We start from the raw sequence: 25,482 nt of genomic DNA, 5'->3' as shown, positions 1-25,482 counted from the left end.
GTAAGGTGTAGGTATGGCGCGCTACGTATGGGGCCAAGACCAGTATGGACACCGCGGGGATGGACCAGACCCCGGGGTTTTTCACGCACTCTCGACGTAGGGCGATATAACGGATGGAAGTTTACGCAACGGGAAGGAGTCCCGGAAGCATGAAAAGCGCATCAGCCCCTTTGCTGTTCGTCACTTGGTTGCTGACGATGTGTATGTGGAACACGGCCTGGAGCCAGGCCGAGGCCCCAGGGAGCGAGGTGAAAAGTCAGCTCGAGAGCCGATTTTCCCAGGATCGTAGCGCTTCTCACCTCACCGACACGCCCTCGGACGATGACGCAGCGGATTCGTTGACGAATGACGTGGCTGCCTTTTATCGCGCCCGCGGGTTTCGCCCGGTCTGGCAGGATCAGACCCAGGTTTCGGCGCTGGTCGAGGCGTTGCGAGAGCTCGAGGATGACGGCCTCTCGCCGGAGGATTATCGGCCTCAGGCATTGGCCACCCAGTGGGCCCGCCTCACCCAGGATGCCTCGAGCAATGCTCGCGCCCTGGCCGACGCCGAGGTCGCAGCAACTAGCCGGCTATTGCTGGCGCTGCGTCACCTCAGCCGGGGCAAGGTCGACCCGGCCAGTGTCGATGAGGATTGGAAAATCGGTGTCGACGAGTTCGCCCCCGATTACGCCGCCCTGGGGCAGCAGGTGGAGCGCGGCGAGATTGCCGCTACCTTCGATGCGGCGCGCCCCGAGCACCCACCGTACCAGCGCCTGCGCGATGGTTTGGCACGCTACCGGGCCATTGCCGAGGCGGGCGGCTGGCCGCACTTGGCCGAGCGGGAGTCGCCGCTCAAGCCCGGCGGCCGGCACCCCGACGTGGCCTTGCTACGTGAGCGTCTGGGTGTGCTCGGCAAGCCCGAACTCCTCGCGGCGGACATCGACTACTATGCGCTCGAGCCGCTTCAGCTCGAGGCGCCGGAAGCCGAGCACTACGACGCCACGCTGGCCGAAGCCGTTCGCCAGTTCCAGCGCCGTCACCTGCTCGAGGACGATGGTGTCATCGGCCCCAAGACACGCGCCGCCCTCAATGTGCCGGCCGCAAGCCGGGTCGCGCAGATCCGCGTCAATCTCGAGCGCGCCCGCTGGCTGCTCCACGATCTCCCCGAGCAGTTCGTGCTGGTCGATATCGCCGGCTATCAGCTGAGCTACTACCGCGGCCCGGAAGACGTATGGCGTACGCGTATCGTGGTGGGCCAGCCCTATCGCTCCACGCCGACGCTGCGCTCGGAGATCACCCATCTCAACCTCAACCCGACCTGGACGATCCCGCCGACCATCTATCGCGATGACATGCTGCCCAAGATTCGCAACGACCTGGCCTATCTTGAGCAGGAAAACCTCAAGGTCATCGATTATCAGGGCAATGCGCTCGACCCGCGGGACATCGACTGGGAAAAGCCCGGCAACATCATGCTGCGCAAGCCCGCCGGCGGCGACAATCCGTTGGGCCGGGCGGTAATCCGTTTCCCCAACGATTACTCGGTCTATCTCCACGACACGCCGGCGCAGCATCTGTTCAACCGCCCCCAGCGAGCGGCCAGCTCCGGGTGCATCCGGGTCGAGAACGTGATGGAGTTCGTCCGGCTGCTGCTCGAGGACAATCCCCGCTGGGACGCGGCGGCACTGAGCGAGGCCGTGGGCTCCAACGAAAGCCGGACCGTTCGACTCGAGGAGCCAGTGCCGGTGATCATTCATTACTGGACGGTGGATACCACGCGGCAGGGCCAGCTGGCGTTTCGCCCAGACATCTACGAGCGTGACGACAAGCTGCAACGCGCCCTTGATGAGCCACTGGATGACGCGCTTCGCCTCGCTTTGGAATAAGCACTACCGAAAGCGCGAGAAACAGGCTAAATTTCGATTGACGTGGGGCAACGGTGCGCGCTCGCATGTGCGTAGTTGGTTAGCAAGTCGAATATCGTCAGTCCGAAAGTTGTCATAACGTTTCGGTAGCCTGGTGACTACTCCCTTGTTTTACCCACGTTCTCGGGTCCTTCCCGATAAACAACCAGCTATTAAGGAACAGAGATAATGGCAACTGGTACAGTGAAGTGGTTCAACGACTCCAAGGGCTACGGCTTCATTTCTCCGGACGATAACGGTGACGACCTGTTCGCTCACTTCTCCGAGATTCAAGCCGATGGCTTCAAGACCCTGCAGGACGGCCAGAAGGTCTCCTACGAAGTGACCCAGGGTAAGAAAGGCCTCCAGGCTTCCAACATCAAGGTCGTCAGCTAAACGCGACGCGCTTGATACGCTACCTCGGGTAGCCACAGCAAGGCCCGCTTCGGCGGGCCTTGTTCGTTTTTGACGCAAACAGCGCGCTTTTATATTCCATTTAAAGATAAACAAATTTCTAGAAATAACTTTCTAGTATATAAAGCGACGGTCACAATGCTCGACATGTGATTCCTGGTTCTGGACCCGTCTGCATGTCGCTCGATGCCTGGCTGACCCTTCTTGTCGTCTCCGTGGTTTTCCCCCTGATGGCCTTCACCCGTCTGGGTGCCGACATGATCCTGCTCGGGGCGGTGGTCGTGCTGTTGACGCTCGGGGTCATCGGTCCCCAGGAGGCATTGGCGGGGTTCTCCAACACGGGCCTGTTCACGGTCGCGTTCATGTATGTCCTGGTGGCCAGCATTCGCGAGACGGGGGGCATCGACCTGATCATCCGCTATGTGCTGGGCCGCCCACGCCATGAGGGGAGCGCCCAGATGCGCCTTCTGCTTCCCGTTGCCGCGCTGAGCGCTTTCCTCAACAACACCCCGGTCGTGGCCACCTATATCCCCGCGGTACTCAGTTGGAGCCGGCGCCTCTCGTTGCCGGCCCATCGATTCCTGATGCCGATGAGCTTTGCGTCCATCCTGGGGGGCACTGTCACGCTGTTCGGCACCAGCACCAACCTGGTGGTCAATGGCATGCTGATGGATCGTTACCCGTCGCTGGCCATGGGGCTGTTCGATATCGCCTGGGTCGGCGTGCCGGTGGCGGTGGTCGGGTTGACCTATCTGCTGCTCATCGGCCGGCGGCTGCTTCCCGAGCGGCGCGGGCTCGCTCAGGCCTTCGACAATCCTCGTGAATTCACCATCGAAATGGAGATCGACCCCCAGGGGCCGCTGGTCGACAAGACGGTTGAAGAGGCAGGCCTGCGCCATCTGCAAGAGCTCTTTCTGGTCGAGATCGAGCGTGGTGGCAACGTGGTCAGCGTGGTGGGGCCTGGCGAGAAGCTCAAGGCGTGCGACCGGCTGGTGTTTGCCGGTACCTCGGCGGGGGCGGTCGAGCTTCAGCAGGTACGCGGGCTGGTGCCGTCATTGCATGGTCAGTCCAGCCTCGAGAAGGATTATCGCGAGCGACGCCTGGTCGAGGCGGTGGTGTCCGATCAGTGCCAGTTCGTCGGCCAGCGAATAAGGGAAGGCCATTTCCGTACGCAGTACGGTGCGGCTGTGCTCGCTGTCTGTCGCAATGGCGAGCGGGTCGCGGGTAACCTCGGCCAGGTTCGCCTGCAGCCGGCGGACGTCCTGTTGCTCGAGGCGCGTCCACCCTTCATCGAGCGGCATCGACAGTCCCGGGATTTCCTGTTGATCAGCCAGGTCAATGGCCAGGCAAGGCCGGTTCACGAAAAGGCCTGGCTGGCCTGGAGCCTGCTGTTGGGTGTGGTGGCGCTGGCCACGTCGGGCGTGATGAGCATGCTCAACGCAGCCATGTTGGGTGCAGCGCTATCGGTGGCCAGTGGGTGCTGCAGCATCGGTGCCGCCAAGCGGGGGCTGGATACCCAGGTGTTGCTGACGATTGCCGCATCGTTCGGGCTGGGGGCCGCCCTGCAGAGCTCGGGGGCGGCGGCTGCCCTGGCCTCGGCGGCGCTGGGGCTGGCCGGTGGCGATCCCTTGTTGCTGTTGATTGGCACCTATGTGCTGGTGGCATTGCTGACCGAGATGGTCACCAACAATGCCGCTGCCGTGATCACCTTTCCCATCATCATGTCGAGTGCCGAGAGCCTGGGGGTGAGCCCGATGCCCTATGTCGTGGCCTTGATGTTTGCGGCCTCGGCGAGCTTCATCACCCCCATCGGTTACCAGACCAACCTGATGGTCTACGGCCCGGGGGGCTACCACTTCAGCGATTACCTGCGCGTGGGTGGGTTGCTCAACCTGATCGTGGGCGCTGTGGCCTTGATGGTGATTCCCTTCGTATGGCCGTTCTGACAAGGCCCTCTTTCATCGGCCTTGCGACAGGGCGGGCTCGCTGCCAGGCGTGCCTTGGGTTAGGGTATCGGGAAATGATTTCCGGAGCGTTAACCCATGAGTCGACCCAGCGAGTTGGTCATCGAACCCCGGCAGGGCCAGCCCGCCGATAGTTGCGTCATTCTGCTGCATGGCCTGGGCGCCGATGGCCATGACCTCGAACCCCTGGTGCCCGCCATCGCCCTGCCCAAGGGGCGTGCTGTGCGTTTCGTGCTGCCACATGCACCGCGCCTGCCCGTCACCATCAATGGTGGCATGGTCATGCCGGCCTGGTACGACATTCTCGAGATGAACCTGGGGCGGCGCGTCGACGAAGCGCAGCTCAAGGCCTCGGCCAAGCGCATTCAGGCCCTGATCGACGATCAGATCGACAAGGGCATCCCCAGCGAGCGGATCATCCTGGCGGGCTTTTCGCAGGGTGGGGCGGTCGCTTACGAAGCGGCATTGACTTACCCACAGCCACTGGCCGGTCTGCTGGCGCTTTCCACTTACTTCGCCACGGCCGACAGCATCACGACCCACGAGGCCAACCGGGACCTGGCGATCGAGGTGCACCATGGCACCTTCGACCCGGTCGTGCCGGAAAGCCTGGGGCGTGCCGGGGCCGAGCGGGCCCGCGAGATAGGCTATGCCGTAAACTACCGCACCTATCCCATGCAGCACGCGCTCTGCCCACAGCAGATCGCCGACATCGGCCCCTGGCTGGCCGAACGCCTGGGAAGTGAGTGAAGGGGAGGCGCCACGCCATGGATACGCTCGATTCTTTGTCTTCCCAGCCCGACCGGCGGTTGTCGAGTCCGGCGACGCAGCGTAACCGCGAGCCGATCTTCAATATTCTCGCCCAGCACCTGCCCGAAAGCGGCCGGGTGCTGGAAATCGCCAGCGGGAGTGGCGAGCATGCGCTCTATTTCGCACAGCGGTTGCCCCGGCTCACCTGGCAGCCCAGCGACCCCAGCCCGCGCGCCGTCGCGTCGGTTGCGGCCTGGCGCGAATCCGGGCCGGATAACCTGGAAGCCCCCTTGCGGCTCGACGTGACCCAACGCCCTTGGGCGGTATCGCCCTTCGATGCGCTAGTCTGTATCAATATGCTGCATATCGCGCCGTGGGAAGCGAGCGAGGCGTTATTGGCCGAAGCGGGGGAACGCCTGCCCCAAGGAGGCGTGCTGTTTCTTTACGGGCCTTACCGGCGTGGAGGGCAGCATACGGCGCCCAGTAACGCCGCGTTCGACGAGGACCTCAAGCAGCGCGATGCTCGATGGGGCATTCGTGACCTGGAAGCGGTCACGGCCCTGGCTGAAACGTACGGGCTTGAGCTGGACCGGGTATACGAGATGCCGGCCAACAATCTCAGCCTGATCCTGCGGCGTGCTTGACGGTAGGCGACCCTGCAGATGCTGAAACGCTAGGGTCATGAACGGAACCAGCCCCATCATGGAGGATCGGGTTATGTACAGGGACGTGGTGTCGCTTCGATGATTACCTTGCCCGAGAGTGGGCTTTCCTGGCTGCTGCTGGGCATGACGGCCATTGTCTGTCTGGCCAGCGGCGTCTATGGGGTGAAGTACCTGCAAGTGGAGCAGGTCGAAGCCTCCCGTGCTCGGTGGTGGCTACCGCTACTCACGGTACTGGCAATCGGCCTCGCGCTGGTGTGGCTGTTCGATCATCTCGTGCCGATCTACCTCGCGCTGGACACGGCCGGGCTGAGCGCGGTGCTATTGATGCGCCTGGCTGGCACGGATGCGGCCCGGGAGGCCAGTCGGCGCTACTTGATCTTTACCTTGTCGGCATCGTCCCTGCTCCTGGTCGGCATGCTATTGCTCTATCTCGAGCATGCCACCCTGGCGCTGAGCGAGTTGGACGGAAATGAGCTCACGACCCGGGGAGGCGTTGCCCTGGGGCTGATGCTCTCCGGCCTGTTGCTCAAGGCAGCCGCGTTTCCCCTGCACGGCTGGATGCCCCCGGCCCACGGGTCGGCCTGGACGCCGGTCAGCGCCATTCACTCCACGCTGGTGCTCAAGGCCTCTTTATATGTGGCGGTCCAGCTGTGGCTGGTATTGGGCGCCGGGGCTTGGCACGCGGCGCAGCTGATCGGCGCGCTGGGCATGCTGTCCATCGTCTGGGGGAGTGTCATGGCCTGGCAACAGGAGGACCTCAAGCGGGTCGTGGCGTTCTCCACCGTGGCGCAGATGGGTTATCTGTTGTTGTTCTTTCCGCTGTCCACCGGCACGGGCGAGACCGTGACCCGGCTGGCCTGGGAGAGTACCTGGCTGCTGGCACTCAACCATGCGCTGGCCAAGGCGGCCATGTTCATGGCAGCCGGTAACCTGGTGCTGGGCATGGGGCGGGACGATCTCAAGGGGCTGTCGGGGGTGAGCACGCGCTTGCCACTACCGCTTTTGACCCTGGGCCTGGCTGGGGTCAGCATCATGGGCATGCCGCCGAGCGGTGGTTTCGTCGCCAAGTGGCTGCTTTTGCATGCCGTATTCATCAGTGGCCAGTGGCAGTGGGGCGTGGCCCTGGTGCTCGGCACCTTGCTCAGCGCTGCCTACATGTTTCGTCTCTTCCGCCATTGCTTCGTCGATGATCAGGAATCGAAATCCCGTTATCAGTCGCCTCCGTTGACGCTCGACCTGATTGCCTTGGGGCTGGCCCTGTCGGCCCTGTTCCTGGGGCTATTGGCGGACTGGCCCCTATCGCTGTTGCGCATGGAGGGGCCATGGTGAATCTCGACACGCTAATCCTGCTCACGGCCCTGCTGGTCTCGTTCGTCGCAGCACCGCTCATCTTTCTGATTCCCGAGGAACAGCGCACCCTGCGCACCCTGGTAAATATGGTGGCAGCGGTCGTCAAGCTGTCGCTGGTCATGTTCATGGTGTGGGGCGTCGCGAATGGGCGCGATTTCGCGCTGTCGTTCACCGTGATGGAAACCGTCAGTTTCCGGCTGCGGGCCGATGCCCTGGGACTGATGTTCGCCGGCTTGTCCTCGCTGTTATGGTTTTGCACGACGATCTATGCCGTGGGTTACCTGGAGAAGTCACCCAACCGCAAGCGCTTCTTCGGCTTCTTCAGTCTCTGTGTCGGCAGTACGCTGGGGATCGCGCTGTCGGCCAATCTCTTCACCTTCCTGCTGTTCTATGAACTGCTGACGCTCTCGACATACCCGCTCATCGTGCATCGTGGCACGCCCCAGGCGCTCAAGGCAGGGGCCATCTACCTGCGCTATACCCTGGGCGGCGGCGTGGTGCTGCTGGTCGGCATGGTGTCGCTTCAGGTACTGGCGGGTGACGTGGTGTTCGGTGAGGGCCAGCTCGACCAGATGGATGCCGAGCACACCCCCGCCCTTATCGTGACCTTCGCGTTGCTCGTGGGGGGGCTGGGCGTCAAGGCGGCCCTGGTGCCGCTGCACGGCTGGCTTCCCCAGGCCATGGTGGCCCCCGCGCCGGTGAGCGCGTTGCTGCATGCGGTGGCCGTGGTCAAGGCGGGGGCCTTCGGGATCGTGCGCGTGATCTATGACGTCTATGGCCTGGGTTTCGCCCAGCAGATCGGGGTCCTGGCCGGGCTGGCCATCATCGCCTCCTTCACCATCATCTATGGTTCGCTGCGCGCCATGGCGCAGAGCGACATCAAGCGGCTGCTGGCCTACTCCACGGTTAGCCAGGTCTCCTATATCGTGCTGGGCATCGCGCTTTTCGGGCCCATGGGCACCATCGCGGCCATGTCCCACTTGCTGCATCAGGGGCTGATGAAGTCCACGCTGTTTTTCTGTGCCGGCAATTACGCTCAGGAACTGGATATCCACCGTATCGAAGAACTTGATGGGGTGGGTTGGCGCATGCCGGTCACCAGCCTGGCCTTCACGATCGGGGCGCTGGGCATGATTGGCATCCCCCCCGTCGCGGGTTTCATCAGCAAATGGTACCTGGGCATGGCGGCGCTGGAGTCGGGCATGACCTGGGTGATTGTTGTATTGATGCTCAGCACGATACTCAATGCGGCGTACTTCCTGCCCGTCATCTATCGGCTGTGGTTCAAGCCCGCGCCGCACGACGAGCTCGATCGCTGGCCCGAGGCCCGCCTGGCCGGGGGACTTGAAACGTCTTACTGGCTAATGGGTCCGGCCATCGCCACGGCCGTCTTCAGCTTGCTGGCGGGGATGCTCGCAGGTGTGCCGTTCAGTCCGCTGCAGTGGGCCACGCTGATCGTCAATCAGGAGTACGTGCCATGATGGGCTGGATACCGGCATCGGCTGGACTGGCGGTAGCGATCGCCTGGCCGTTGGCCATTGCCCTGGGGCAGATGGGCCTGGCCTGGCGTCAAGGCACGATCCGGCGGTTGTCGTTGTCGCCGCTATGGCTGAGCGCGCCCTTGCCCGCGCTTCTCATCGTCTTCCTGGCGTCGTCGGGCACACTGGAAATCGAGGGCTGGTTGCTGGGCGGCGAATGGGTGCTGGATGGCTGGCGACGGGCCCTGTTGGGATTCACGGCCCTGCTCTGGTTCCTCTCGGGGCTTTACGCGCGGGGGTATCTTGCCGAAGAGATCGACAACGCCAAGGGCGGAGACCTGGCCAGCGGCCGACGCCTGCTCGTGTTGCTGGTGTGCTGGCCCTTGACCCTGACCGGCAACCTGTTGCTGATCGTGGCCGAGGATATCGCCAGCTTCTATACCGGCTTCACCCTGATGAGTTTTGCCGCCTATGCCCTGGTCGTGCATGACGGCACGCGCGAGTCGCGTCATGCCGGGCGCGCTTACCTGCTCATGGCGGTGCTTGGCGAGGCGGTGTTCCTGGGCGGGATCCTGTGGGCGGCGGGCGAAGCCCAGACCCTGACCCTGACGGGCCTGCGCGAGGCGGTGGCCGCATCGCCCCGAGGCGCAACCATCGCCACGCTGTTGTGGCTGGGGCTCGGCGTCAAGGCGGGCGTGGTGCTGGTGCATGTATGGTTGCCGCTGGCGCACCCCGTGGCGCCCACCCCAGCCAGTGCCGTGCTCAGCGGGGCGATGATCAAGGCTGGCATGATCGGCTGGTGGCAGACCCTGCCGTTGGGCGACGTGACGTTCGAATCCCTGGGCAAGGCCGTGTTGATTGCGGGGCTCGCCGGTGCCTACCTGGCGGCCCTGTATGGGGTGACGCAACGCCACCCCAAGGCTGTACTGGCGTATTCCAGCATCAGCCAGATGGGCATGTTAACGACCCTGTTCGGCGTCGGTCTATACAAGCCCGAGGCGTGGCCGGCGCTGGCCCCGGCGGTGATTCTCTTCGCGGTCCATCATGGGCTCACCAAGGGGGCGCTGTTCCTGGGCGTGGGAATCACTGAGCATCCGCCGCGACTGCCCTCCTGGCTGGTGTGGGGATTGCTGGTGCTGCCCGCACTGTCGCTCAGCGGCGCCCTGGCCAGCGGCCTGGTCAGCAAGTATGCCTTCAAGTCGGCGCTCTCCGAGCATGATGCTTCGCTGATCGCCCATGCTCTGAGCGGCGCGGCGGTCGGTACCACGATCCTGGTCGCGCGTGCCCTGTGGCGACAGAACATTAGTTGGCGACAAGCCCGGCAGGATGACGTTGCCCCGGCACCCGGACCGATGACGCTGGCCTGGGTCGCGTGTGTCGTGCTGGCAGCGAGCGTGCCGTGGTGGCTGCCCCTGCCCGAAGGGCAGCCCAAGCTGCCTCCGGTGAAGGAACTGAAAAGCCTGCTGTGGCCGTTCGCTGTGGGCATGCTTCTGGCGCTGGTTGCCTGGGCACTGTCGCGTCAGCGCAAGGGGGCCGAGCTCATCGAGCGGCTGGAACGCCTGCCGGCGGGGGATCTATGGTGGCCCTACGCGATTATGGGAACGACTATTCAGCGGATCGTTCTATCAGCGGTGGATGCGTTGACCCGCGTCTACAAGACCGGCAGCACGGGGCTTTCTCGCGGAGTGAGCCACACCACGGACCGGGGGCTCGTCTTTCAATCATGGGGCGATGAGCGGCTCATGCGCTGGGCACCGCTGATCATGCTGGGTGTCGCAGTGGGGCTCGGTGTCGCGCTTTATCTTTGGTAGGTGCACTTCGAAATACAAACACCTCAACATAGAAAAGCGCCCCTGATGGGGCGCTGAGCGAGGTTGGTCGGGTTATTGAAAGCCGATGGGTCAGAGCAATTCTTCGGCGGCCAGCGCCAGGCGTGAACGCTCCACGCTGCGCAGGGTGATATGGCCGGCATGCGGCCAATCGCGGAAGCGTTCCACCACGGCAGCCATGCCGCAGGTATTGGCGGTCAAGTAGGGGGTGTCGATCTGCCCGACGTTCCCCAGGCACACGATCTTGGTATTACGCCCCGCACGCGAGATCAAGGCCTTGAGCTGCTTGGGCGTGAAGTTCTGCGCCTCGTCGATGATCAGGAAGGTGTCGTTCAGGGTGCGCCCGCGCATGAATGTCGGCGAGCGTATCTGTACCCGTGAACCGATCAACTGGCGCGTGGCGCCCTCGCTCCAGCTCGAGGTGCCATCCTTCTCGTCGCGCAGCAGGTTATCCATGTTGTCGTGGAAGGCCCCCATCCACGGCGACATCTTCTCCTCCTCGGTACCTGGCAGGAAGCCGATGTCCTCGCCCATGGGAATCGGGGCGCGGGTAAACACGATGCGTTCGAACTGCTTGCCGTCCAGGGTTTGCTGGAACGCTGCCGCAAGCGTCATGAAGGTCTTGCCGGTGCCGGCATTGCCGGCAATGGTCACGAAATCGATCTCGGGGTCCATCAGCAGGTTGAGGGTGAAGTTCTGGCGACTGTCGTGAGCATGCACGCCCCACACCCCGGCATGGTGGCGGTAGTTGGTGAGCAGTTGCAGGCGAGCGCCGCTAGGCGTCAGCTCGCGCACGATGGCTTCGAAGTCGGCACCGTTCTCACTGTCGGACACCAGCATCCCCACGTGCCAGTCCGCGGGCAGTTCGCCACGCAGCTGGTAGAAGGTGTGGTGATCGACCCGCTCGACCTCGACCTCCACGTCGAGTGTTTCCCACAGGTTGCTGGCCTCCGCGACGGGGGCGTAGATCTTGGCCCCTTCGATCATCGCATCGCTGTCGGAGAACACCCGATCGTTGAGGTAATCCTCCACCGGCACGTTGAGCGCGGCTGCCTTGACCCGCAGGTTGATGTCCTTGGTGACCAGGATGACCGAGGCGTCCGGGCGCTCATCGCGCAGGCGGCAGGTCTCGGCCAGGATTCGGTTGTCGGGGGAGTCCTCAAGATGTTCGAGCGGCTTCAGGTCGTTGTAGCAGAGGAAACGCAGGCGGCCGGTGGGGCCGATGGAATCAGGCAGCGGAATGCCGGCCTGGATCTCGTCGATGCCGACCCGGTTGGTGAGGTCGGACAGGGTACGGCTGACTTGCCGGGCGGTGCGAGCAATCTCGCGAATGCCGTTCTTGTGCTTGTCGAGCTCTTCGAGGACGGTCATGGGGATGACCACGTCATGTTCCTCGAACTGGTAGAGCGCGGCGGGGTCATGGATCAGGACGTTGGTATCCAACACGTAGAGGCGGGTCGCTTTCTTGTCGATGCGTACCATCGGCTTGAGCACTCCTTGGATTAACGGCTTGATCGATACTGGCACTGACATCCTTCGGTCATATGACAGGGTCATGCGCTCGGCCGGTATCGTTCCCGAATGTCTCTGGGTGGGGCAGGCCTCCTGTGGCTAAGAACTAGGGAGCAACATGATTTCAAGATGAACGCAGCGGGGCGTTTTTGCCAGTTGTCGCTTCCGCGCTAACGATAGGGGAGCGCCCCGAGCCCGACGGTAAACGTGGCTCAGCAATCGATAAACAAGAAGGGGAAGAGAAAAAAGACGAAGCAGGATAAATACTTGGCGCATCCTCGCAGCAGGAGGCTGCCACGCAGGGTACAAAAGAATAGCCCGGCCCTCCCGGGCAAGCCAAACCGCTTAGTCAACGCTGCTAGGCAGCACAGCGCAGGGAAACGAAAAGACTGCCTTGTAAGTTATTTCTTACACAGCGTAAGCCTGTTTAGGCAACTGCACGACCTAGGTCAAATCATGACCTCTTTACGTAGATTTATGCATAGGAAAGCATTAGTTTGTAAGTGAAACGGTTTAAATAAAAACGTAATACAGAACTCGGTCGCTGGGATATCGCCTTGGATTATTCATTCCTCTATGACGCGGCAAAGCCGCTGTGGTGGGTGCTTCCCACTCTCGTGCTCCTTCGCGTTCTCAAATCCAGATGGTTCAAGGGCCTGTTCGGTGAGGCCTTCGTCAAGCTGATCGCGAGGCTAAGGCTGCCCGCGGAGACTTATCGCGGCGTTCACGATGTCACGCTTTCCACACCCGACGGCACCACCCAGATCGATCATGTTCTGGTTTCCCGCTACGGCATCTTCGTCATCGAGACCAAACACATGGCGGGCTGGATCTTCGGCAGTGAATGCCAGCCGCAGTGGACACAGAAGCTCTATCGCAAGACCCACATGTTCCAGAACCCCCTGCGCCAGAACTACAAGCACGTGAAAGCGCTGGAAGCCCTGCTCGACGTGCCGGCGGATACGATTCATTCGATAGTGGTCTTCTCCGGCAGCGCCGTGTTCAAGACCAAGATGCCCAACAACGTCACCCTCGGCGGCGGCTATGTTCGGTACATCAAATCGTGCCGCGAGCCCGTGCTAACGGAGGCCCAGGTTCAGCAAGCGTTGGCGACAATCGAAACCGGGCGGCTCGCCCCCATTCGCGAAACGCACCGCCAGCACGTCAAACAGCTCAAGGCTCGCTTCGAGCCCAGCGCCGACCGAATGTGCTCGAAATGCGGAAGCACCATGGTACTGCGCACCTCAAAGCGAGGTGCAAACGCGGGTAATCAGTTCTGGGGCTGTTCGGCTTATCCTAAGTGCCGGGAGGTGCGGGATGTGGCGTAGGGGTAGGTGGTATCTGGACCTATTTCGACCCGAAGCGGTATGGATGCGTGTGTATCCCTAAAGTTTAGCTCAGAGGCCAAGGAACGATGAAGATATCTAAAGTAACAATAAGTAATTTTAGGTCTATAAGTCAGGCGAGCTTCGATTGCGACGACTTTAATATTTTTGTTGGTCAAAATAACGCAGGTAAAACTAATTTCTTTGAAGCCCTTGAATGGTTTTTTAATGGTACCCCTAAGGGTAAGTCTATAAAGGATTTACACCCTAAAGGCGACACCTCAAAAGTAATATCGGTAAAAGTAGAGTTTTCTGGAGCTTTGCATGGCGCAGAGAACATGCGTAATGAAGTCAATAAAACTAAAATGCTTGGGGTTTTAAGTGGTAGCGACGTTTTAACAGTTGAACGTTCTAGTGAAGATCACAGCAAAAGAAAGTTAACCATAAACGGTGAGGTGTTAGCTAAAAACCCAGCTGGTTTCGATAAGGCATTTAATGACTTTTTGCCGAAATTCGAATATATAAATACTAAACAGTATTTCGATGAGGTGGCGAAATACTCAGCAAAAACACCTGTTGGTATAATGTTGTCGTCGGTGCTTGAAGAAATACTCACAGATAATCCTCGGTATAAAGCATTTAGAGATAAATTTGATGAACTATTTGACGATGAAGGCTCGGCAGTAAAATTAGAGTTTGATCGTCTTGGCGGAAGCGTCAAAACACATTTAGAAAAGCAGTTTGCAGAGTGCACAAAAGTTAGTTTTGAAGTAACTAGTCCTGAGTTCAATGATTTGCTCAAAAATTTCCAGACCAGAGTAGATGATGGAGTTGAAACATATGCGTCTGAAAAGGGCGATGGAATGCAGAGGGCTTTGATGCTCGCCATAATTCAAGCATATGCTGACTATAGAAAAGGTAGGGAAGATGCCGGAAAGCCTTTTCTCTTCTTTATTGACGAAGCCGAACTGCATTTACATCCGACAGCCCAGCGGAAACTTAAAAATGTACTTTTAACATTGAGTGCAGAGTTGGATCAGGTTTTTATTAATACTCATTCATCGGTTTTTGTTGCGGATGACCATCCTGGTCAGAAAGTGTATAAAGTAGAAAAAGAAGATAGTGTTACTAGTTTTAAATATGTGGATTCCCTAGATAAACCTTATGTTGTCTTTGAGTTGCTGGGAGGTAGTCCGTCAGACCTACTACTTCCCCGAAATTTCCTAATTGTGGAAGGACCAAGTGAAGTTGAGTTATTGACTCGTGTGATAAAGCGATTTTACGAAGATAAGCCAAAAATACAAATAATTTCAGCTGAAGGCGATACTCATCAGGCCAAGCGTTCGATTAATGCAATACGAAAATCGTTTAAGCCACTCGAAAACTCAATTTTTGAGGAAAGGATGATTGTGTTATGCGATTCTCCAACGCCAAAAGCTCAAGGCGGCTTTGATGATTTCATGAAGGAGTTCAAAGACTTTAGTGATAGAGGGCAAATTAAAGTGCTAGCTCATGGCTCATTGGAAGAGTGCTATCCAGCACATTTAGATTGGAAACGAACGGAGCAACAGGTTTCTAACATGACTGGTAAGCAGAAAACGCAGCTTTCTAAGCGGGTTGGTGATGGTATTTCAAAGGATCAGTTTGAAAGTGAAATGAAATCTGTTTTTGAAACGCTTATATTGGCATGGGAGTTGGCCTATTGAAACTCAACAAGACGCTCCGCATATTAATCTTACACGCTTCGCTCGCAAGTTCCGTTGGGTGGGGCATTAGCTGGCAATCGGTTCGGATATATGAGCATTTTTAAAAAAGATATTACAACCACGAGGATTACCCCGGAGCAGTACTTAGAGTACTTTAAAGGTAAAGAAAGGAAAGCTCTTGAACGGGCGCAAGATATCCGAAAGTTCGAGATTGACCTCTACTGGAGGCGGGCTACCTATTTCTGGACGTTTATTGGCGCCACTTTCGCTGGGTTTCTGGCTATACAAGCATCAGGAGTACAGGGTAGGCAGGATCTATCTGTAATTCTTTCCTGTTTGGGTGTGGTTTTTTCCTTTGGATGGCTCTGTGTTAATCGGGGCAGCAAATTCTGGCAAGAAAATTGGGAAAAGCACGTAGACATCTTAGAGGACGAGGTTACTGGGCCACTTTATAAAGTGATTTTATCTAGAAATTTGGATGATTACTCGAGGTCAGAAAAGGTCCGTGACTTAATAACTGGTCCTAGTGCTTTATCTGTTTCTAAGATTAATCAGCTCATCAGCCTGTATGTGTTTGTTTTATGGTTGTTATTGCTCTGGTACTCCCTCCCTACCTTCACTTTTTCTGCCCAAGTCAACTGGTTTTATTGTGGTTTGATAGGCTTGACAGCAACTGTATGTGCATCATTTGTGCTTAATATTGGGAGAACCTATTGTGGGGGGTGTTGGCATAATGCAGAGCTGCGTGAGTCGCGGATAAAGCCAGCTAACAGTCAAAAGCACTCGACCCCAAAAAAGGCGTAGCTGATTTGTAACGTTATTTCAAAAGACATGAACGTTCGCTCTGGGCAGATAGCCAGCACCTGGGCCTATTAGAAGCCGCCGTGCTACACAAGCACTGGCGGCTTCTGGCCCTCACACCTCGACCCCTACCTCATCGCCCTTGAAGCTGACCTTCCAGGTACGCAGGGCGACGCTATCGTCCTCGACACAGCGACCGTCCGAGAGCCGGAAGTGCTGCTTGTAGATCGGTGACGCTACCGGTTCGCCCTTGATATCGCCGACGATGCCGCGGGCGATGACGTTGGCGTTGGAGAACGGGTCGTGATGATACACGGCGTAGAGTTCCTGATCGAGGCCGGGCACGTAGAAAATCGCGACCTGGGCAGGCCCCTCGGCGGTTTCGATCCAGGCGGCGATGCCGGCCATCGCGCAATAAATTGCGCTCCTACAAAGGTTGGCGGCCATGATCGCGGCTGAAGCCGCTCCTACAACGCCGGTGGTCGCGATAGGAGTGGTATCGTGAAATCTATTTTTCGACAACAAAGACACTATTGCGTTCGTATTGACGTACGTACACCAAGGCGTACACTGATCAGAAATTAAGCACATGAGAGGTGCGCCATGACTGGAATCACCGCAACGGAGGCGCGTAGCAATCTTTATCGGTTGATTGACGAAACCGCTGAGTCTCACCAACCCATCGTTATCATGGGCAAGCGGAATAAGGCTGTTCTGGTTTCCGAGGAGGATTGGTCTGCCATACAGGAAACGCTCTATCTGCTCTCTGTACCAGGTATGCGAGAGTCCATTCGGGAGGGGATGGAGTCGCCAGTAAGTGATTGCGATGAGGAGCTGGACTGGTGACCTGGAAGCTGGTTTACACCAGACAAGCCCAAAAAGATGCAAAGAAGCTAGCCTCCAGCGGCCTCAAGTCCAAAGCTCAGGAATTATTGGCATTTATTGCGGAAGACCCCTATCGAAAGCCGCCGCCGTTTGAAAAGCTGATCGGGGATCTTGCGGGGGCTTATTCGCGACGCATCAATATTCAACATCGCTTGGTGTACCAAGTCCTCGATGATGAGCGAGTGGTCAAAGTGCTTCGACTATGGAGCCACTATGAATAATAAATAACCGACTCCTGCTGCGAGAAAGGCCTTTGCCGCCACGCCTTATCAGCGATGGCGGCTTCCTGACGCGTAACGACTATTACACCTCGATCCCTACCTCATCGCCCTTGAAGCTGAGCTTCCAGGTGCGCAGGGCGACGCTATCGTCCTCGACGCAGCTACCGTCCTTGAGCCGGAAGTGTTGCTTGTAGATCGGCGACGCCACCACCGGCTCGCCCTTGATATCGCCAACGATGCCGCGGGCGACGACGTTGGCGTTGGAGAACGGGTCGTGATGATCGACGGCGTAGAGTTCCTGATCGTGGCCGGGCAGGTAGAAGATCGCGACCTGGGCCGGGCCTTCGGCGGTTTCGATCCAGGCGGCGATGCCGGAGAACTCAACTAGGTCGGCTTTGGTGCAAAGGGGCTGCCAGCTCATGTCAGTCTCGGCCTCGGGCTTCATGGCGGTTGCGGTGCTCATTATTTTTTCTCCTCTCACGGATTCTGAGAAATAGGCGAGCAAGATGAATCGCACGACGCGCGGCGCACAGGAAACGAGACATAACTAGCTGTTAGGCGAGTTTCCGAGCACCGCGCAACACAGCGATTCGCTTGCGCAGCCATTTCGTTAAGCAGGACGGAGCTGACCCCGCTCACTCATCATGATGATGTCCGGGTCAGGACGCGCATCGTTGACGAAGCTGCGGAAGCGCTTGAGCTTCTCCGGGTCCTTGATGGCGTTGGCCCACTCGCATTCGTAGTTGTCGATCACGGTCTGCATCTGGCTTTCCAACTCCTCACCCAGGCCGAGGCTGTCGTCCACCACCACATCGCGGATGTGGTCCAACCCGCCTTCCAGGTTCTCGCGCCATACCGAGGTGCGCTGCAGGCGATCCGCGGTGCGCACGTAGTACATCAGGAAGCGGTCGATGGTGCGGATCATGGTGTCTTCATCCATGTCGGTGGCCAGCAGCTCCGCGTGGCGCGGGCGCATGCCGCCGTTACCGCAGACGTACAGGTTCCAGCCGTTTTCGGTGGCGATGATGCCCACGTCCTTGCTCTGCGCTTCGGCGCACTCACGGGTGCAGCCGGAGACGCCGAACTTGATCTTGTGCGGCGAGCGCAGGCCCTTGTAGCGGTTCTCGAGCTTGATCGCCATGCCCACGCTGTCCTGCACGCCATAGCGACACCAGGTGCTGCCGACACACGACTTCACGGTACGCAGCGACTTGCCGTAGGCATGGCCGGTCTCGAAGCCGGCGGCGATCAGCTCGCCCCAGATATCCGGCAGGTCTTCGAGACGGGCGCCGAACAGGTCGATGCGCTGGCCGCCGGTGACCTTGGTGTACAGCTTGTATTTCTCGGCCACCTGGCCAAGCACGATCAGCTTGTCCGGCGAGATTTCACCGCCCGGCACGCGAGGAACGACCGAGTAGGTGCCGTTCTTCTGCATGTTGGCCATGAAGGTGTCGTTGGTGTCCTGCAGCGGAATGTGCGAAGCATCGGTGATCGGCTCGTTGAAGCACGAGGCCAGGATCGAGGCCACTGCAGGCTTGCAGATATCGCACCCGAGGCCACGCGACTGTGACGCGCCATGCTTGGCGATGAGCTCGCTGAAGGTCTTGATGCCTTCGACGCGGACGATGTCGTAGATTTCCTGGCGCGTCAGCGCGAAGTGCTCGCAGATCGACTTGTCAACTTCGACCCCGCGGGCTTCCAGCTCATGGTCGACCACGCTCTTGAGCAGGGCCGTGCAACCCCCACAGCCGGTGCTGGCCTTGGTGTCGCCCTTGACTGCGCCGAGGTCGGTGGCGCCGGCATCGATGGACGCACAGACATCGGCCTTGGTGACGTTGTGGCACGAGCAGATGGTCGCTGTCTCCGGCAACGCATCGGCGCCCAGGGTCGGTGCCCCTTCGCTGCTCGGCAGGATCAGCGAGGCCGGATCGTCAGGCAGTTCCAGGCCGTTGTCGTAATACTGCATCAACGTGTCGTAGTAGCTGTTGTCGCCGACCAGCATGGCGCCGACCAGCCGCTTGCCGTCGCTGGACACGACCATCTTGCGATACTGCTGCTTGATCTGATCGAGGTAGCGGAACATTTTGGCCCCGGGCGTGCGGTCGCCGTGGGCGTCGCCGATCGAGCCGACATCGACACCCATCAGCTTGAGCTTGGTGCTCATGTCGGCGCCACTAAAAGTGAGGGCGTCCTCGCCGGGCATCAGGGTCGCCACGGCGGCCTTGGCCATCTGGTAGCCGGGGCCGACCAGGCCGAAGATGCTGTTGTTCCAGACCGCGACTTCGCCAATGGCGAGGATCGACGGATCGCTGGTCAGGCAGCGGTCGTCGACCACCACGCCACCGCGCTCGCCCATTTCCAGGCTGCAGTCCCGGGCCAGTTCATCGCGTGGGCGAATCCCGGCGGAGAACACGATCAGGTCGGTTTCCAGCACCTTTTCGTCCTGGAAGACCATGCGATGGAAGCTCGCCTCGCCATCGACGATTTCCTGGGTGGCGCGCCCGGTGAGTACCTGTACGCCAAGGTCCTCGATCTTCTCGCGCAGCAGTTCGCCGCCTTCCGTGTCGACCTGCATCGGCATCAGGCGCGGGGCGAATTCGACCACCGCGGTGTCGAGGTTCAGCCCACGCAGGGCGTTGGCCGCTTCCAGTCCGAGCAGGCCGCCGCCGACCACGACGCCGGTGGTGGCGTCTTCGGCCGCTTCGCGGATGGCGTCGAGGTCGTCCAGGGTGCGGTAGACCAGGCACTTCGCACGGTCGTTGCCGGGGATCGGCGGCACGAACGGGTAGGAGCCGGTTGCCAGTACCAGGCGGTCATAGGCGTAGCGCCCCTGCTCGGTGACCACTTCGCCCGCGTCGCGGTCGATTTTCGTCACGCATTCCTGCTTGCGCAGCGTGACACCGTTCGTCTCGTAGTAGTCGGAAGCGCACAGGGCCAGGGACTCGGCATCGCGGCCGGAGAAATACTCCGAGAGATGGACCCGGTCATAGGCGATGTGGCGTTCCTCGCCGAACACGGTGATGTCGTAGGCTTCGGTGGCGCCACGTTCGATGAGCTGTTCGACCATGTGGTGGCCGACCATGCCGTTACCGATGATGATGAGCTTTTGCTTGGCATCCTGGGAATGAGAGAGAGTCATGCCGCTTCCTCCTGCAAGGGATCGGTCTCGTCGTGCACAGCGTCGAGAAGGGGGTTGGCGTCGCCGGCACCGAACAGCAGTGCCTGACGACAGGGCCGCACGTCGCGGCCAGCCAGGGATTGGTTGAAATACCAGGGGCCGCAGGCGGTATCGCCATACAGCACGGCCCCTTCGATGCGACCTTCCCGAAGCAACAGGCGGCGATAATCACCCTGCTCGGGGTCGTGATAGGTAAGAACGTCGTGGTCGTCATCGGCCTCGATGGGGCCGAAGGCATAGAGCGAGATGCCGCTGATCTTGAGCTTGGTCGCGGTGGGCGCCTCGACATAACCGTCGATGGCATCGCCACACAGGTGCGCGGCGAGCACCTCGACCTGCCGCCAGATGGGCTCCACCAGGCCGTAGGTCTGCCCCTCGAACTGGCAGCATTCGCCGACGGCGAAGATGGCCGGGTCCGAGGTGGTGAGGTAGTCGTCGACGATCACGGCGCGGTCGGTGTCGAGACCGGCCGCACGGCCAAGCTCGGCGTTAGGCGTGATGCCCGCGGCCACGACCACGCAATCGGCCTCGATCGAGCGGCCGTCTTCCAGGCGAACGCCGCAGACATGGCCTTGGCCATCGTCTTCCATGGCCGCGATACGCACACCGGTCAGTACGTTCAGGCCGCGCCCGGCGAGCTCGCCCTCGAGCAGCTCGGCAGCAGTGGCATCGAGTTGGCGATTCATCAATCGCTCGCTGCGCTGGAGTACAGTGACCGCTATGCCGCGCTTGCCCTGCGCTTGCTTGCGCAGCCCTTCGGCCGCCTCCAGGCCCAATAGCCCGCCGCCGATCACGACGGCCTGGTGCCCCGCTTGGGCCGCCCGGGTCAGGGCATCGACGTCGTCAAGGTCGCGAAAGCCGTGCACGCCGGTGAGCTCGATGCCGGGAACGTCCGGCATGGCCGGGCGTGAGCCGGTCGCCAGCACCAGGCGGTCGTAGCTCAGCACCTTTCCGGTCGCGAGGGTCAGTTGACGGCGGTGGCGATCGATAGTGGCCACGCGCTCGCCGAGGATCAGCTCGACGCCGTCGTTGGTAACCCCGTCGGCATCGCCCAGGTTGAGCGCGTCGCGCTCCATTTCACCCGCCAGCCAGGGGGAGAGAAGGATACGGTTGTAGGCCGGTGAACGCTCGGCACCGATGACGGTAATGCGCGCCGGGCGCTCTGGCCGCTTGAGCAGGGCGTCGAGCAGGCGATGTCCCGCCATGCCGTTGCCGATGATCACCAGATGTTCGTTCATCTCTCCCTCCTGAAGCGACAGCCCCAAAACGACAAGGCGCCTGACGCCAGGGACCGTGGTCCTCTCGCGTCAGGCGCCTTTGCCTGAATAACGTGGTGTCTTGCGTCGCTGATGGTCGGCCGTAGCCGACGAGTCTGACCGTTACGGGAATCGCCTTTGATCCCGGTCATGTCTCTGGCCTATCCAAGCTAAAAGCATGCCGACTTTCTTTATCATCCTTTGGGGACAGTCGGTTAGGCGATAAAAGATGAGTTGTCTCGGCGATTGCACGGCGAGATGTGACCTCCTGTCGTGCACGGAAGGGCCGTTGTGCACCAGTGTGAGGCAGATAGATGAGCGTTAGCACACCCAGCAAGGACGGTTGTGCTTGTCGTTGCTGTCCAAGTCACTGAAAGCGCGGCTGTTAACTTCTGGTGGCCGATAGATTGCTTTATACAGGGCAGACGATATCAACGTGTTTTGCCCACATCGTTTTTGACGATGACGCCAACGGCGGCGTAGACGAGGTGAAGGCGTAACCGGTTTATTTTCCAAGGCAAGGGGGCCTGGCGCGATTCGCGCCAGGCCCCCTTTGCGTTCCAGGAGGGAAGGTCATGCAAGCATCGACGACATGTCCCTATTGTGGTGTCGGCTGTGGCGTGGTGGTCGACCACGACGGCGCGGTCATCCGCGATGTGGAAGGCGATCGCGACCACCCGGCCAACTTCGGTCGGTTGTGCGTCAAGGGGTCGGCCCTGCATGAGACGCTGGGTAGCCAAGGGCGGCTGACACGGCCACGGGTCGATGGCCAGGAAGTCGATTGGGGGTCGGCCTTGTCGAGTGTCGCCGAGCGCTTGGGCGCGGTCCGCTACCGGCACGGCGACCACGCCGTGGCCGGCTATCTCTCCGGCCAGTTGCTGACCGAGGATTATTACGTCGCCAACAAGCTGTTCAAGGGCTTTCTCGGTACGCCCCACCTGGATACCAATTCGCGGCTGTGCATGGCCTCGGCCGTGGCTGGCTACAAGCGGGCCTTCGGTGCGGATGCCGTGCCCTGCAACTACGAGGACCTGGAGGACGCGGAGCTGGTGGTGCTGGTCGGCTCCAACCTGGCCTGGAACCATCCGGTGCTGTTTCAGCGGCTGCGGGTCGCCAAACAGCGCAACCCGCTGCTGCGTGTCGTCGTCATCGACCCACGGGTCACCGATACCTGCGAGATCGCCGACCTGTACCTGGGCATTGCGCCGGGCAGTGACGCACGGCTATTCAACGGGCTGTTGGCGTGGATGGACGACAAGAACCGGCTCGATCGCGTCTATCTCGAGGCTCATACCCAAGGGCTGGACGCGGCCCTGGCAGCGGCCCGCCAGGGCGATGCCAGTATCGAGGCGATCGCTGCCGACTGCGATGTCGATGCCGAACGTCTGGAGACGTTCTACTACTGGTTTGCGACCCAGCTGCACGTGGTTACCCTCTACTCGCAGGGCGTGAACCAATCTTCCAGCGGCACCGACAAGAGCAATGCCATCATCAATTGTCATCTCGCCGGCGGCAAGATCGGCCTGCCCGGTGCCGGGCCGTTCTCGATCACCGGCCAGCCCAATGCCATGGGCGGGCGCGAGGTCGGGGGGCTGGCCAACCAGCTTGCCGCTCACATGGATTACCACACGCCGGGGGCGCTCGATCGTGTCACGCGTTTCTGGCGCACCGAGACGTTGACGCCCACTCTGCCCGAAGGCCCCGGCCACAAGGCCGTGGAGCTGTTCGAGGCCATCGAGCGGGGCGAGATCCAGGCGCTGTGGATCATGGCTACCAACCCGGCCGTGAGCCTGCCCGAGGCCAATCGCGTGCGTGCTGCCCTGGCCAAGTGTCCGCTGGTCATCGTCTCGGAGTGCATGGCCGACACCGACCTGATGGCCTATGCCGACATCGTGTTGCCGGCCTCGTCGTGGTCGGAAAAGGACGGCACCGTGACCAATTCCGAGCGCCGCATTTCGCGTCAGCGCGGGATTCTGCCGCCCCCGGGCGAGGCACGACACGACTGGTGGATCATGGTCGAGGTGGCACGACGCATGGGCTACGGCGAGGCGTTCGATTACCGGCATCCGTATCAGATCTTCGATGAGCATGCGCGCCTTTCGGGGTTCGAGAATCCACTCGTTGCACAAGACGCCAAGCCTGGCGAAGGCTTTCGCCTGTTCAACATTTCAGCATTGGCGGGGCTCGATCGCGCGGCCTACGATGGCCTGTCGCCGATCCAGTGGCCGGTCACCGAGAAGGCGCCCCACGGCACGGCGAGGCTGTTCGAGGACGGCCGGTTCGCCACGCCGGATGGCCTGGCCAGGCTGGTACCGGTCACCCCGCGTGCACCGCAGCAGTTGCTGAGCGAGTCCCGGCCGTTGCGGCTCAATACCGGGCGCGTGCGCGACCAGTGGCACACCATGACGCGTACCGCCCGTGCCCCGCGCCTGATGAATCACCGCGCCGAGCCCTTCATCGAGGTGCATCCGGACGATGCGCATGCCTACGGCGTTGCCGATCAGCAGCTCGCTCGTCTGGAAAGTCCATCGGGTGAGTTCCGGGCGCGCGTGCGTGTCTCGAAGAGCCAGCGGCAAGGCGAGGTGTTCGTGCCCATGCACTGGACCGACCGCTTCAGCGGTCAGGCGCGCATGGGCAGCCTGCTCGAAGCGCACTGCGATCCCGTATCCGGCCAGCCCGAATCCAAGCACGGCGCAGTGTCGTTGGCGCCGCTCGCTACGGGCTGGGAAGCCACGCTGCTCGTCGCGCACGATGTGGCCGCTGACGCGACGTGGTGCAATGAAGCCACCTATTGGACCCGGGTTCCCCTGGCGCATTGTCAACGCTGGCAATTGGCAGGAGGAGACGCTGGCGCCCCGGCTACCGATTGGCGCCAGTGGCTTCTCGATCATTTGCACGATACGCCCACGCTGTGGTGCGACGACCCGGCGACGGGACGTCTGCGCGCCGCAGGTATCGAACAGGGACGCGTACGCTGGTGGCTGATGGTGGCACCGCCGACCGAGCTGCCGGGGCTGGCCTGGCTGGACGAGCGCTTTGCCGAAGCGGTACTTGGAAAGAATTCCCGCCGTCGCCTGCTGGCCGGTTGCGAAGCGGGCGAGGCAGACACCGGCCCCACCGTCTGCAGCTGTCATCAAGTCGGGCAGAAGGCCATCGTGGCGGCGATCCAGGCCGGCGATACCAGCGTCGAGGCGCTGGGCGCTCGCCTGGCCTGCGGCACGCAATGCGGTTCGTGCATACCCGAACTCAAATCATTGATCGAAGAGGAGAGGGCCCATGCGCACTCTGAGCAAAAGCCTGAAGTCATTGACGTCGCCTGAGACGCTGGGCGAGGTCTTCACCGCCATGGCGCGCCTGGGCAGCATGGCCAGCCGCTACCTCAACGGCTTTCGCGGTGAAACTTCTTCTACGGGCCCCCGAGTGCCGCTGCAGGGGGGGTGCCGTCCGGGCACCGTCTACCTGGTGGGGGCCGGCAGTGGCGACGTCGAGTTGCTGACCCTGAAGGCGGCACGTCTACTTCAGCAGGCCGATGCCGTGGTCTACGACCGCCTGGTGGGCGACGAGGTGTTGGCGCTGATTCCGCCGGGGCGCGAACGCTATTACGTGGGCAAGGCGAGCGGGCACCACAGCGTATCCCAGGCCGATATCGGCGCGCTGCTGGTCGAGCTGGCCCAAGCCGGCAAGTCCGTGGTGCGCCTCAAGGGAGGCGACCCGGGGGTCTTCGGGCGCATGGGCGAAGAGCTGGCCAGCCTGGCCCAGGCCGGGCTGCCGGCGGAAATCGTGCCAGGCATTACCGCGGCCTCGGCGGCCTGCGCCAGCATGGGGATACCGCTCACCGACCGCGCCCATGCCCAGCAGGTACGCTTCGTTACGGCACAGCTCTGCCGTGAAGACGGCGAGCCCGACTGGGCCTCGCTCGCCCGCCGTGACGAGACGCTGGTTTTCTACATGGGCCTTTCCAAGGTCGAGGCAATCTGCGGCGGCCTGCGCCGGGCCGGGTTGCCCGACGAATGGCCCATCATGCTGGTTGCCAACGCCAGCTTGCCGGAACAGCAGGCCCTGACCGGGACCCTGGCCGATATGCCAGAGAAGCTCGTCGAGCGACCGCTGCCATCGCCGTGCCTGATCGTGGTGGGAAGTGTGGTGAAAATGATCGAGACATCGCCAGCGAGTGCCATAGCGGAACAACGCGGTCAATAAGCGATATAGGACAAGGCGATTGTATTTTTATTGTAATTAATGTGTAGGAATTGAAATTATTAGTT

At 60.8% G+C, this 25,482-nt stretch carries 20 protein-coding genes; 15 read left to right on the top strand and 5 right to left on the bottom strand.

The window, feature by feature from the left end:
* Positions 1 to 149: 149 nt before the first annotated feature.
* The 8 genes from JH15_RS05480 (at position 150) to JH15_RS05445 (ending at position 10,315) form a co-directional block, all read left to right on the top strand.
* Positions 150 to 1,865, top strand: a complete 1,716-nt coding sequence (locus tag JH15_RS05480) for a L,D-transpeptidase family protein (RefSeq protein ID WP_043527757.1) — start codon at positions 150 to 152, stop codon at positions 1,863 to 1,865.
* Between the two features lie 207 nt (positions 1,866 to 2,072).
* Positions 2,073 to 2,279 (top strand): cold-shock protein, encoded by a 207-nt coding sequence (locus JH15_RS05475; RefSeq protein WP_043527755.1) that lies wholly within the window; start codon positions 2,073 to 2,075, stop codon positions 2,277 to 2,279.
* Between the two features lie 194 nt (positions 2,280 to 2,473).
* On the top strand, positions 2,474 to 4,243 hold the full coding sequence (locus tag JH15_RS05470; RefSeq protein WP_043527752.1) for an SLC13 family permease: 1,770 nt from the start codon (positions 2,474 to 2,476) through the stop codon (positions 4,241 to 4,243).
* Between the two features lie 96 nt (positions 4,244 to 4,339).
* Positions 4,340 to 5,011, top strand: a complete 672-nt coding sequence (locus JH15_RS05465; protein WP_043527750.1) for an alpha/beta hydrolase — start codon at positions 4,340 to 4,342, stop codon at positions 5,009 to 5,011.
* Positions 5,012 to 5,028: 17 nt separating this feature from the next.
* Entirely contained in the window at positions 5,029 to 5,655 is a 627-nt protein-coding gene (locus tag JH15_RS05460; protein WP_043527748.1) for a DUF938 domain-containing protein, read from the top strand.
* Between the two features lie 99 nt (positions 5,656 to 5,754).
* Positions 5,755 to 7,005: a complex I subunit 5 family protein gene (locus tag JH15_RS05455; protein WP_052383910.1), complete on the top strand. Its 1,251-nt coding sequence runs from the start codon at positions 5,755 to 5,757 to the stop codon at positions 7,003 to 7,005.
* The gene (locus tag JH15_RS05450) at positions 6,999 to 8,507 is read left to right on the top strand and encodes a complex I subunit 5 family protein (protein WP_156105250.1); all 1,509 of its coding nucleotides are present in this window, start codon (positions 6,999 to 7,001) and stop codon (positions 8,505 to 8,507) included. The genes JH15_RS05455 and JH15_RS05450 overlap by 7 nt, the downstream gene beginning before the upstream one ends.
* The gene (locus JH15_RS05445) at positions 8,504 to 10,315 is read left to right on the top strand and encodes a complex I subunit 5 family protein (protein ID WP_052383909.1); all 1,812 of its coding nucleotides are present in this window, start codon (positions 8,504 to 8,506) and stop codon (positions 10,313 to 10,315) included. Before JH15_RS05450 ends, JH15_RS05445 begins: the two co-directional genes overlap by 4 nt.
* Before the next feature lie 90 nt (positions 10,316 to 10,405).
* On the opposite strand, the gene JH15_RS05440 is transcribed toward JH15_RS05445, so the two are convergent.
* Positions 10,406 to 11,815: a PhoH family protein gene (locus JH15_RS05440; protein ID WP_043527745.1), complete on the bottom strand. Its 1,410-nt coding sequence runs from the start codon at positions 11,813 to 11,815 to the stop codon at positions 10,406 to 10,408.
* 587 nt (positions 11,816 to 12,402) lie between these two features.
* On the opposite strand from JH15_RS05440, the gene JH15_RS05435 reads away from it, so the two are divergent.
* The 3 genes from JH15_RS05435 to JH15_RS17720 all read left to right on the top strand — a co-directional run bounded on the left by JH15_RS05435 (position 12,403) and on the right by JH15_RS17720 (position 15,680).
* On the top strand, positions 12,403 to 13,173 hold the full coding sequence (locus JH15_RS05435; protein WP_043527743.1) for a nuclease-related domain-containing protein: 771 nt from the start codon (positions 12,403 to 12,405) through the stop codon (positions 13,171 to 13,173).
* An 86-nt stretch (positions 13,174 to 13,259) separates the two neighbouring features.
* Positions 13,260 to 14,876 (top strand): ATP-dependent nuclease, encoded by a 1,617-nt coding sequence (locus JH15_RS05430; RefSeq protein WP_043527740.1) that lies wholly within the window; start codon positions 13,260 to 13,262, stop codon positions 14,874 to 14,876.
* A gap of 90 nt (positions 14,877 to 14,966) precedes the next feature.
* Positions 14,967 to 15,680, top strand: a complete 714-nt coding sequence (locus JH15_RS17720) for a RipA family octameric membrane protein (RefSeq protein ID WP_081948897.1) — start codon at positions 14,967 to 14,969, stop codon at positions 15,678 to 15,680.
* A gap of 111 nt (positions 15,681 to 15,791) precedes the next feature.
* Here JH15_RS17720 and nirD (JH15_RS05425) read toward each other — a convergent pair whose 3' ends face one another.
* Positions 15,792 to 16,124 carry a nitrite reductase small subunit NirD gene (gene nirD / locus JH15_RS05425; RefSeq protein ID WP_052383908.1) on the bottom strand — a complete coding sequence of 111 codons (333 nt, stop codon included), beginning with the start codon at positions 16,122 to 16,124 and terminating at the stop codon, positions 15,792 to 15,794.
* A 156-nt stretch (positions 16,125 to 16,280) separates the two neighbouring features.
* Between nirD (JH15_RS05425) and JH15_RS05420 the strand changes: the two genes are divergently transcribed.
* Together JH15_RS05420 and JH15_RS05415 are read left to right on the top strand one after the other, a co-directional pair.
* Positions 16,281 to 16,523: a type II toxin-antitoxin system Phd/YefM family antitoxin gene (locus tag JH15_RS05420; protein WP_043527739.1), complete on the top strand. Its 243-nt coding sequence runs from the start codon at positions 16,281 to 16,283 to the stop codon at positions 16,521 to 16,523.
* Entirely contained in the window at positions 16,520 to 16,783 is a 264-nt protein-coding gene (locus JH15_RS05415; RefSeq protein WP_043527737.1) for a Txe/YoeB family addiction module toxin, read from the top strand. The genes JH15_RS05420 and JH15_RS05415 overlap by 4 nt, the downstream gene beginning before the upstream one ends.
* Before the next feature lie 82 nt (positions 16,784 to 16,865).
* On the opposite strand, the gene nirD (JH15_RS05410) is transcribed toward JH15_RS05415, so the two are convergent.
* From nirD (JH15_RS05410) to JH15_RS05400, 3 genes are all read right to left on the bottom strand, one after another.
* Positions 16,866 to 17,246, bottom strand: a complete 381-nt coding sequence (gene nirD / locus JH15_RS05410) for a nitrite reductase small subunit NirD (RefSeq protein ID WP_043527735.1) — start codon at positions 17,244 to 17,246, stop codon at positions 16,866 to 16,868.
* Between the two features lie 147 nt (positions 17,247 to 17,393).
* Positions 17,394 to 19,922, bottom strand: a complete 2,529-nt coding sequence (gene nirB, locus JH15_RS05405; protein WP_043527732.1) for a nitrite reductase large subunit NirB — start codon at positions 19,920 to 19,922, stop codon at positions 17,394 to 17,396.
* A complete protein-coding gene (locus JH15_RS05400) occupies positions 19,919 to 21,199 on the bottom strand; it encodes an NAD(P)/FAD-dependent oxidoreductase (protein ID WP_043527722.1) in 1,281 nt (426 codons plus the stop codon). Before JH15_RS05400 ends, nirB begins: the two co-directional genes overlap by 4 nt.
* Before the next feature lie 593 nt (positions 21,200 to 21,792).
* Here JH15_RS05400 and JH15_RS05395 point away from each other — a divergent pair.
* Positions 21,793 to 24,537: a nitrate reductase gene (locus tag JH15_RS05395; protein WP_043527720.1), complete on the top strand. Its 2,745-nt coding sequence runs from the start codon at positions 21,793 to 21,795 to the stop codon at positions 24,535 to 24,537.
* Complete coding sequence (cobA, locus tag JH15_RS05390) at positions 24,494 to 25,417, top strand: uroporphyrinogen-III C-methyltransferase (RefSeq protein WP_043527719.1); 924 nt, start codon at positions 24,494 to 24,496, stop codon at positions 25,415 to 25,417. Before JH15_RS05395 ends, cobA begins: the two co-directional genes overlap by 44 nt.
* The last annotated feature ends 65 nt before the right edge of the window (positions 25,418 to 25,482 follow it).

The sequence above is a fragment of the Litchfieldella xinjiangensis genome, assembly GCF_000759345.1.
In the GTDB taxonomy this organism is placed as follows: Bacteria; Pseudomonadota; Gammaproteobacteria; order Pseudomonadales; family Halomonadaceae; genus Litchfieldella_A; species Litchfieldella_A xinjiangensis.
This window is presented reverse-complemented; position numbering and strand designations above follow the sequence as displayed.